The 9,724-nt window shown below is 69.7% G+C and carries 7 protein-coding genes; 2 read left to right on the forward strand and 5 right to left on the reverse strand.

The window, feature by feature from the left end; translation table 11 throughout:
• Positions 1-4: 4 nt before the first annotated feature.
• Positions 5-1,846, forward strand: coding sequence for an ABC transporter ATP-binding protein (locus ALMP_RS12945; protein ID WP_264927464.1), 1,842 nt, complete (start codon positions 5-7; stop codon positions 1,844-1,846).
• Positions 1,847-2,230: 384 nt separating this feature from the next.
• On the opposite strand, the gene ALMP_RS12950 is transcribed toward ALMP_RS12945, so the two are convergent.
• The 4 genes from ALMP_RS12950 to ALMP_RS12965 are packed head-to-tail and all read right to left on the reverse strand — an operon-like array spanning position 2,231 to position 7,127.
• Positions 2,231-3,877, reverse strand: a complete 1,647-nt coding sequence (locus tag ALMP_RS12950) for a glycoside hydrolase family 13 protein (protein ID WP_264927206.1) — start codon at positions 3,875-3,877, stop codon at positions 2,231-2,233.
• Between the two features lie 54 nt (positions 3,878-3,931).
• Complete coding sequence (locus tag ALMP_RS12955) at positions 3,932-4,765, reverse strand: carbohydrate ABC transporter permease (protein WP_264927208.1); 834 nt, start codon at positions 4,763-4,765, stop codon at positions 3,932-3,934.
• Positions 4,762-5,817: a carbohydrate ABC transporter permease gene (locus ALMP_RS12960; RefSeq protein ID WP_264927209.1), complete on the reverse strand. Its 1,056-nt coding sequence runs from the start codon at positions 5,815-5,817 to the stop codon at positions 4,762-4,764. The genes ALMP_RS12955 and ALMP_RS12960 overlap by 4 nt, the downstream gene beginning before the upstream one ends.
• Before the next feature lie 11 nt (positions 5,818-5,828).
• Positions 5,829-7,127, reverse strand: a complete 1,299-nt coding sequence (locus ALMP_RS12965) for an ABC transporter substrate-binding protein (RefSeq protein ID WP_264927211.1) — start codon at positions 7,125-7,127, stop codon at positions 5,829-5,831.
• A 367-nt stretch (positions 7,128-7,494) separates the two neighbouring features.
• Here ALMP_RS12965 and ALMP_RS12970 point away from each other — a divergent pair, with 367 nt between their 5' ends.
• Positions 7,495-8,553, forward strand: a complete 1,059-nt coding sequence (locus tag ALMP_RS12970) for a LacI family DNA-binding transcriptional regulator (RefSeq protein WP_309299466.1) — start codon at positions 7,495-7,497, stop codon at positions 8,551-8,553.
• Positions 8,554-8,844: 291 nt separating this feature from the next.
• On the opposite strand, the gene ALMP_RS12975 is transcribed toward ALMP_RS12970, so the two are convergent.
• Entirely contained in the window at positions 8,845-9,465 is a 621-nt protein-coding gene (locus ALMP_RS12975) for a site-specific integrase (protein WP_264927213.1), read from the reverse strand.
• Positions 9,466-9,724: the final 259 nt, after the last annotated feature.

Raw genomic sequence — 9,724 nt, forward strand, 5'->3', positions numbered from 1 at the left:
CGAGATGAGCGGAACTCCCGCGGGCGGAACCGGCGAACGCGTCGCCGACCGCGAGCTACTGCCCACCGCGACCGGCGCCCAGACGCTCGCCGCCGTCGGCGCGCTGCTGCGAGGGCACCGGCTCCTGACCGTGCTCGCGTTCGCCGTACTCGTCATCGGAACAGGCATCGGTCTGCTGACCGCCCCGCTGCTCGGACGCGTCGTCGACCTGGTCGTCGCGCACCGCGGCACCGGCGCGCTCACCGTGCCGATGGTGCTGCTCGTCGCGGTCGCCGTGACCCGGGGCGTCGCGACCGCGATCGGGCACTCCCTCGTGGCCCGCCTCGGCGAGACCGTCCTCGCGGACCTGCGCGAGCGGTTCGTCGGACGGGCGCTGCGTCTCCCCCTCGGCCGTGTCGAGCAGGCCGGGTCGGGGGACCTGACCTCCCGGGTGACCGGCGACGTCACCGTCATCGCGAAGGCGGTGCGGGTGGCCCTGCCCGAGTTCGCCGCCGCACTTCTCACCATCGTGCTGACGCTGGCCGGCCTCGCCGTGCTGGACTGGCGCTTCCTGGCCGCCGTACTGCTGGCCGTGCCGGTGCACATCCTGACGGTCCGCTGGTACATCCCGCGGGCCGCCTCCGTGTACGCCCGGCACCGGGTGGCGGGCGGCGCCCTCCAGCACCAGCTCCTCGACAGCATCGGCGGCGTCCGCACCGTACGCGCGTTCCGGCTGTCCGACGTTCACGCGCAGGCGCTGGAGCGGCGCTCCCGGGAGGCCGTCGACCTCGCGCTGCGCGGGATACGGCTGGTCTCCGGCTTCTTCTCCCGGCTCAACGCGGGCGAGTTCATCGGGCTGACGGCGGTCATGGTGACGGGCTTCCTCCTGGTGGACGACGGCTCGGTGAGCATCGGCACGGCGACCGCGGCGGCCCTGTACTTCCACAGCCTCTTCAACCCCATCAACGCCGCGCTCTTCCTCATCGACGACGCCCAGTCCGCGGGCGCGAGTCTGGCCCGTCTCGTGGGTGTGTCGAGCCTGCCGGAAGAGCCCGAGACGGCTCCCGAGAACGGTGCCGTGCCGGTGGACGGCTCGGTCAAGGTCTCCGCACTCCGCCACGCGTACGTCGACGGCCACCCGGTCCTCAGCGATGTGGACCTGGAGGTCCGCAGCGGCGAGCGGGTCGCGCTGGTGGGCGCGAGCGGCGCCGGGAAGACCACCCTCGCGAAGCTGGTCGCGGGCGTCCACGAAGCCACCGGCGGTTCGATCGAGATCGGTGGGATCGACACCCGGGAGCTCGGCCCGGCGGGGGTCCGGCGCGCCGTGACCCTGATCAGTCAGGAGGTTCACGTCTTCGCGGGCCCCCTGGCCGAGGATCTGCGGCTGGCCCGGCCGCGGGCCACGGACGAGGAGCTGCGCGCCGCGCTGGCCCGGGTGGACGCGCTCGACTGGGTCGAGGCACTGCCCGACGGGCTCGCCACCGTGGTGGGCGAGGGCGGCCACCGGCTCACGGTGACCCAGACCCAGCATCTCGCCCTGGCACGCCTCGTCCTCGCGGACCCGCCGATCGCCATCCTGGACGAGGCCACCGCCGACGCCGGCAGCGCCGGCGCCCGCGTCCTGGAGTCGGCCGCGCTCCGCGCCCTGGAGGGCCGTACCGGCCTGATGGTGGCGCACCGCCTCCCCCAGGCCGCCACCGCCGACCGCGTCGTCGTCCTCGACAGTGGCCGGGTCGTGGAGACGGGCACGCACGAGGAACTGGTCGCGGCCGGTGGCCGCTACGCCACTCTGTGGGCGGCCTGGTCCGACAGCCGCCGCGAGCCGTCGCTCCCCGGACAGCGCGCGCCCGTGGACGACCCGGCGTAGGCGGACGCGCGGCCTGTGGCCTGCGGCCACGCGCGCCGGGAGACGCGGAGCGAAGCCCCACCGGCGTGGTGGGGCTTCTCCGTGTCGCCGCACGGGCGCGCCGCACGGGGCGATCAGTGCCGGTCCGGTCCCGATGACCGCCGCCCGCGACGCCCTGCCGCGAGCAGTCCGCGGTTCAAGAGGCCGATCACCGTGCGGTACAGGCTGCCGCGCCGTACTCGCGTGACAGGACCGCCGAGCACGCCGGGACCGGATCAGGAGGAGGCGTCGTTATGGGCAGGGTTTGAAGCCGTCCGTTGTCCACACGGGCCAGGGCCCCTCCGGTCGGCGGGGAGTTACACCGGAGAGGCCCTGGCGATTGAGGGGGCGTACCCCCGGAGGGCGCTATACCTTGAGCCAGGCCGCCTGGTCCGGCGCCAGAGTGCCGGCCTCGACGGGACCACTGGCCAGCAGGACGGAGCTGTGGTCGGGCAGCGGGTACGCCTCCGCGGAGAGGTTGACGACGCAGACGAATCCGGGGTCGCGGTGGAAGGCGAGGACGTCGGCGGGTGTGTCGAGCCAGGTCATGGTGCCGTCGCCGAGGGCGGGATTCTCGCGGCGAAGGTGGAGGGCGGTGCGGTACAGCTCCAGCATCGAGGTGTCGTCGCCGGTCTGTGCCTCCACGGTGAGCTGGTTCCAGTTCGGGGGCTGGGGCAGCCAGGGTGCGGCGTAGGCGTCGTCGGGGCTGAAGCCGAACGGCTCCGCCTGTCCGGACCAGGGGATCGGCACGCGGCAGCCGTCGCGGCCTTTGTCGGTGTGGCCGGAGCGTTCCCAGATGGGGTCTTCGAGGACGGCCTCGGGCAGGTCCTCGACTTCGGGGAGGCCGAGTTCGTCGCCCTGGTAGATGTAGGCGCCGCCGGGCAGGGCGAGCATGAGCAGGGCTGCGGCGCGGGCGCGGCGGGTGCCGAGGTCGAGGTCGGCGGTGCCCTGGGGCTGGTAGCGCTCGTTGGGGACCCAGCGTGCGACGGTCTGGCGGGCGTAGCGGCTGGTGTGGCGCATGACGTCGTGGTTGGAGAGCACCCAGGTGGCGGGGGCGCCGACGCCGCTGAGCATGGCGAGGGAGTCGTCGATGACCGTGCGGAGGTCTTTGGGGTCCCAGCTGGCCATGAGGAAGTCGAAGTTGAAGGCGGTGTGCAGGCCGCCGGGGCGGACGTATGCGGCGAGGCGTTCGGGGGTGTCGGCCCAGGCTTCGGCGACGAAGGCCCGGTCGCCTTCGAACTCGTCGGCGACCTTGCGCCAGGCGCGGTAGATGTCGTGGACCTCGTCGCGGTCCCAGTGCGGGTGCTCGGCGTGGTGGAGGGGCTGCCCGTCTGCCGTGTTGGGGTGCGGGGGCAGGTCGGGCAGTTCGGGGTCCTTGACGAGGCCGTGGGCGACGTCGATGCGGAAGCCGTCGACGCCCCGGTCGAACCAGAAGCGGAGGATGGACTCGAACTCGGCGTGGACGTCGGGGTGCTGCCAGTTGAGGTCGGGCTGTTCGGGGGCGTACAGGTGGAGGTACCAGTCGCCGTCGGGCAGGCGGGTCCAGGCCGGCCCGCCGAAGCAGGAGACCCAGTTGTTGGGCGGGGCGGCGCCGTCCGGGCCGCGTCCGGGCCGGAAGACGTAACGCTCGCGTTCCGGGCTGCCGGGGCCGGCGTTCAGTGCCGCCTGGAACCAGGCGTGCTCATCGGAGGTGTGGTTCGGGACGATGTCGGGGATGATGCGGATCCCGTGCTGGTGGGCTTCGGCGATGAGCTGTTCGGCGTCGGTGACGGTGCCGAACAGGGGGTCGATGGCGCGGAAGTCGGCGACGTCGTAGCCGCCGTCCGCCATCGGGGACTTGTACCAGGGGTTGATCCACAGGGCGTCCACGCCGAGCGCCTTGAGGTAGGGGAGCCGGGAGCGCAGGCCGGCGATGTCGCCGACGCCGTCGCCGTCGCCGTCGGCGAAACTGCGGATGTAGACCTGGTAGATGACGGCGCTGCGCCACCAGGGCGAGGGCGTGGTGGAGGACATGGTGCGAGAAGGTCCTTTGAGAGTGGGGGAGAGTGCGGTGCGGCGGCCGGGGAGTTACTTGGCCGCGCCCGCGGTGAGTCCGGCGACGATGCGGCGTTGGAAGACGAGCACCATGATCACCAGGGGGACGGTGACCAGGACGCCCGCGGCCATCTGGCTGCCGAAGGGGATGTCGAACTGGGTGGCGCCGGTGAACTTGGAGATGGCGACCGGCGCGGTCTGCATGTCCTGCTTGTTCGTCATCGACAGGGCGATGAGGAACTCGTTCCAGGCGGCGATGAAGCTGATGATCGCCGTGGTGAAGATGCCCGGTGCGGCGATCGGGATGATGACCTTGCGGAACGCCTGGCCCCGGGTGCAGCCGTCGATCATCGCGGCTTCTTCGAGTTCGTCGGGCATCTGTTTGAAGAACGTGGTCAGGTTCCACACCGCCAGCGGCAGCACGAACGACATGCTGGGCACGATCATCGCCTGATAGGTGTTGATCCAGCCGATGTCGGTGAACAGCTTCAGCAGCGGGACCACGATCGAGACGACCGGGAACATCGAGGTGGCGATGATCAGGGTGAGGATCAGCCGCTTGAACCGGAACTGCAGCCTGGCCATCGCGTAGGCGGTGAACGTCGCCAGCAGCAGCGCCAGTGCGGTGGTGATGCCGGAGACGATCAGGCTGTTGAGCAGGGCTTGTCCGAAGCCCTGGGAGGGGCTGAAGACCGCCCGGTAATTCTCGAACGACACCGAGGTCGGCAGGAGCGAGGTGTCGAAGATGTCGGCGCTGCGGCGCAGGCTGGAGACGAGCATCCAGTAGAAGGGGGCCAGGCAGTAGGCCACCACGGCGGCAACGCCCAGGTAGAGCAGCCAGCTTCGCCATTTCGCGGTCGACGTCACGCCGCAACCTCCGCACTCTTGGGCGCCGGGGTGCGCCGGAGCCTGATCTTGCGCTTGGGCCCGGCCGGCCCGCCCACGTCACCGACGAGGTCCGCGCCCAGGAGCCGGACGAAGCCCAGCGCGATGAGGAAGACATAGACGAACAGGAGCACCGCGTAGGCGGCGGCCGGCCCGAAGCGGACGTTCGATGCCTCGTTCTGGGCGAGCATCGAGAGGGTTTCCACGGAGTTCTTCTGGGCTCCGATCAGGAGGTAGGGCAGGTCGAACATCCGCAGTGCGTCGAGGCAGCGGAAGAGCACGGCGACCAGCAGGGCGGGTTTGACCAGGGGCAGGGTGATCCGCCAGAACTGGGCGAGCGGTCCAGCTCCGTCGAGCCGGGCCGCCTCGTACACCTCCTTCGGGATGACCTGCAGGCCGGCCAGGACCAGCAGCCCGATGAAGGGGGAGGTCTTCCAGACCTCGGCGATGATGACGGCGACCTTGGCGTGGAAGCCCTCGGTGGTCCACAGCACCTGGTGGCCGATGAGGGCGTTGGCGATGCCGTCGCTGTTGAAGATCCACCGCCACAGCAGGCCGGAGATGGCCGTGGGCACCGCCCAGGGGATCAGGATGCTTGCGCGGATCAGGGCCCGGCCACTGAACGCCTTGTGCATGATCAGCGCCATCGCGACGCCGATCAGGGTCTCCAGGCCCACGGTGACGACGGTGAAGAAGGTGGTGTTCCAGAAGGCGTTCCAGAACCGGTCGCCGGCCTGGCCGAAGATGTCGGCGTAGTTCTGCAGGCCGACGAACGGCTCGGTGTCGCTGATGAAGCCGGTCTTCGGGTCCAGGCCCTTGGTCCCGTACAGCGACTCTCTGATCGCCATGATGGTGGGGTAGAGGACGACGACGGTGAGCACCAGGAGGGTCGGCGACACCAGCAGTGCCGCCGTCCGTCCTGAAGCCGCGGTCGCCCAGGCCCGCTTGCTTGCCTTCACCGGCGCGGTGCTCTTCCCGGCAGGGCTGCCGGTCGGGTCCGCGCCGGTACCGGGTGGGATCTTGGTGTCGACCACGGCTTTCCCCCTCACTGACCTGCGGACTTCTGCAGCTCGTTCTGCAGGTCCTTCAGCGCCTGCGCGCTGGATTTGTCACCGTTGAGGGCCGCGTACGCCTCCTGCTGGATCGCGGAGGACGCGTCGCCGTACTGCACGACCCTTGGGCGCGGTACGGCGTTGAGGATCGACTTCTTCAGCACCGGCAGGTACGGGTACTGCTTGACCAGCGCCTGGTCGTCGTAGAGGGCCTCGTAGGGCGGGGCCATGGAGGCGTCCTTGAGGAACGTGGTCGCGGTGTCCTGGCTGGTGAAGTACTTCATGAAGTCCAGCGCCGTGGCTTTGTTCTTGGCGAAGGAGGACAGGGCCACGTTGTGGCCGCCGAGGCTGGAGGAGCCTGCCCCGTCCAGGCCGGGCAGCGGCGCGACCGCGAACTTGCCCTTGACCTTGCTCTTCTCGGCCAGCGAGTACACGTACGGCCAGTTCCGCAGGAAGATGAGCTTGCCGGACTGGAACGCCTGGCGGCCTTCCTCTTCCTGGTAGGTGATGGCTTCCTTGGGGATCGTGCCGTCCTTGAAGGAGTCGACGAGGAAGTCCAGGCCGTTCTTCGCCTCGGGCGTGTCGACGTCCGGCTTGCCGTTGGCGTCGGTGATGACACCGCCGGCGGAGTTCACGGCCTCGGCGAAGTTGACGGTGAGGCCCTCGTACTTCTGGAACTGGCCCGCGTAGCAGTCCATGTCCTTGGCTTCGGGCAGCTTCTTTACCTTGGCACAGGCGGCCTTCATCTCCGCCCACGTCGTCGGCGCGGCGGCGACGCCGGCCTTCTTCAGCAGGTCGGAGCGGTAGTACAGCACGCCGCCGTCCGAGCTGGCCGGGACCGCGTACAGGTTGTCGCGGTACTGGCCCGTCTCCACGGTCGGTTTGAGCATCTTGTCCAGCGGGAACTGCGCGGCGGGCAACTGGTCGATCCACTGGTGGGCGGCGAACTCCGAGGTCCACACCACGTCCAGGGAGAGCACCGTGTAGGCGTCGGACTTCGTCTCGGCGTTCTGGATCATCTGCTGGCGCTGCTGGTTCACATCCGCGGGCAGTTCGACGAAGGTGACCTTCTCCTTGGGGTGCTGCTCGTTCCAGCTGTCGATGACCTTCTGGACGACGCCGGAGCTGTCCTTGGCGGCCGCGTACGTGATCGGGCCGCGGCCCGAGAACGACGGGCTCTTCGACTCCTTCGACGAGCTGCCGCTGTCGGAGGAGCCGCAGGCGGTGAGGACGAGCCCGGCGGCGACGAGCACGGCCGAGCACTGAAGAACTCTGGTGGTTCTGGCGTTCACTGTCTCTCCTGGACGTGCGGAACCGAAGTCTCGGCGGGGGCGCCCTGTAGGGAGTAGCTACCGAGATGACTCTGGGATGTCTCCGTTACGAGACTGTGCTGTCACGGCGTTTTGTGGATCGAAAGCGCAGGTCAAGGCAACCAATGAATGAGCTACGGCGACCGCTCGGCCTCCGATGAGACAACGCTTGCACCGTAGGAGTGCACCTGGCGGAAGTCAATGCGTAACGTCGCGGTAGCACGGAAGATTTAGGCGAGCGATGTCGCTTAAGAACTGGATGTATCAGGCATTCCATGCGCCGTAGAAGTCGTGACAGCGCTGTCACGAGGGCTCCCGCTGAAGGCTCGAACTGTGCTAACTTCCGCTCATGTCACCAGCTCAGCGGCACCCCACGTTGGCCGACGTCGCCGAACGGGCAGGGGTCTCCCCTTCCACCGTTTCCCGCACGATGCGCGGTCTGACGTCGGTCTCACCCGAGGTCCGTGCCCGGGTGGAGCGAGCGGCCCGTGAACTGAACTTCGCGATCTCGCGGCAAGCGTCGAGCCTGGTCACCGGCCGGACGGGTGTCATGGCGGTGCTCGTGCCCACGCTGGACTCGTGGTTCATGGGAGCGGCGCTGTCCAGCCTGGGCCCGCTGCTGCGTGGGGCCGGCATGGAGCTGACCGTGTACGTCGTCCCGGACCTGGACGAACGGGCCGCGTTCTTCGAGCGACTGCCGGCCCGCCGTAACGCGGACGCGCTGCTGGTGTTCTGCTTCGACCTCACCGGCGAGGAGACCACCCGGCTGGACGACCTCGGCATGCCGGTCATCTACATCAGCCAGCACGTCGCGGGCCGCCCCAGCGTCTACGTCGACGACGTCGCCGGCGCCTGCAAGGCCACCCGCCACCTGATCAACCTCGGACACCGCCGGATCGCCTTCGCCCACACCACCAACGCCCGCGGCTTCAGTTTCAGCTCACGCGAGCGCCTCCTCGGTTACCAGCAGGCGCTCACCGAGGCGGGCATCCCCCTGGACGACGACCTGATTGTCACCACCCCGCCCCGCGACAAACGCGGCACCACCCAGGCGGTCGGCAACCTGCTGAGCCTGCGCGAGCCCCCCACCGCGATCTTCGCCGAACAGGACGAACTCGCCGCCTCCCTCATCCTGAGCCTGCGCACCGTGCAGATCGAGGTGCCCGAACGGATCTCCGTCCTCGGCTTCGACGACCAGCTGATGGCCGAATGGCTCGACCTGTCCACCGTGGCCCAGTCCCCCTCGGACATGGGCCGCGCCGCCGCCGAACTGGCACTGGAACTCATCAACGAGCCGGAAGCCGACCGCAGCCAGCACATTGTCCTGCCCACGCACCTGATCCCGCGGGGGACCACAGCACCGCCGCCCGTCCTCCAGGGCGAACGCGAGGGCAACGGTCCTGCCTGAAGGCCGCAACGCCTGAGATTCTCAGCAGGGCCGACTGGCTGCTCACCGCCCGCCGCGTGCGGCGCCCGCCGCCGGGCCCGATCCGCACACCGAGCGCGTGCGCGAAGTCACGGTGCATCCCCGGCAGCGGCAACTCCTCGCACCGGAACACGCGCTCGCGGCCGTCCTCACCGGTGAACCGCACCACCGGCGCCCCGCCGTCCTCGGGGAACTCCACCATCGGTGGCGGTTCGTAGAAGCCGTCGGGCACGGCCGCCGCACGACCGCGGCCCGCGCGGGGGCCCTCCTCACTCACGCGGCCACCGCCGACCGCTCCAGCCAGCCCTCCTCGCTGAAGCCCACCGGCTCCCACGCCCCTTCCGGCACCAGCTCCAGCCGGGTGCGCATCTTCGAGCCGAAGCCGCACAGTCCGACATTGCGCCACAGCCGATACGACCTCGGCGGCAGCCACTTCACCTCCCGCCGCGGACCCGTGTGCGACGTCTCGGCCGGCACCTGCCGCACCATGCCGCCGCCAGACCCGCCCCGCCAGGGCGACCACACCACGGCCGCGCGCTGGCGGATGGGATTGGCCCGGACGAGGTCCTGCTCGATCGCCCACAGGTAGAACTGGTTGACCGTGGACACCTCCCGGTCCCAGCTCGTGTCTTCCAGGCGGGGTCCATGGTCGTCGCGGCGACGCCACCACTCGTACGCCGCCCGGTCGTCCATGGACGCGTCGCGCCAGTCACGCTGGCCTCGTGCAAACCACAGGAAGTCGAAGTACGTACGCAGGTCCCGGGCATGGGCGGCTTGGGTGTTCCACGGTGACGACGCGAGCCATACCGAGAAGTACCGGTTCAGCGCCACGTCGTACCCGCCCGCCGGACTGATCAGGAACGGCTGCCCTTCGGGTACACCCAGATCGTCCAACCCCTGATCGAGACCGGCGAACAGAGCACTGAACTCCCGTATGAACAGGGCCTGTTCGCGCGGCCACGCCAGGATCTCGGCGAGTGAAGTGCACTCGCCAACCCGTGATCGACATGACGGTGGACGATAGCCGGTGGACAGCTCAACAGCGCATAAATGAAGGCGGGGGGTTCGAGCCGGTGGTCGGCGGTGGACAGGCGCTGCACGAGGGCGAGCGGCGGGATCCACCGCGCCTCGCCGGCCGCCGGAACGCGGCCGC

This window comes from Streptomyces sp. A012304 (assembly GCF_026008495.1).
Classification (GTDB): Bacteria; Actinomycetota; Actinomycetes; order Streptomycetales; family Streptomycetaceae; genus Streptomyces.

What these genes read in the sequence shown, in the direction of transcription:
- ALMP_RS12950 (WP_264927206.1), bottom strand. Translation starts at nt 3,877, where the DNA reads ATGTCCTCCACCACGCCCTCGCCCTGGTGGCGCAGCGCCGTCATCTAC.
- ALMP_RS12970 (WP_309299466.1), top strand. Translation starts at nt 7,495, where the DNA reads ATGTCACCAGCTCAGCGGCACCCCACGTTGGCCGACGTCGCCGAACGG.
- ALMP_RS12945 (WP_264927464.1), top strand. Translation starts at nt 5, where the DNA reads ATGAGCGGAACTCCCGCGGGCGGAACCGGCGAACGCGTCGCCGACCGC.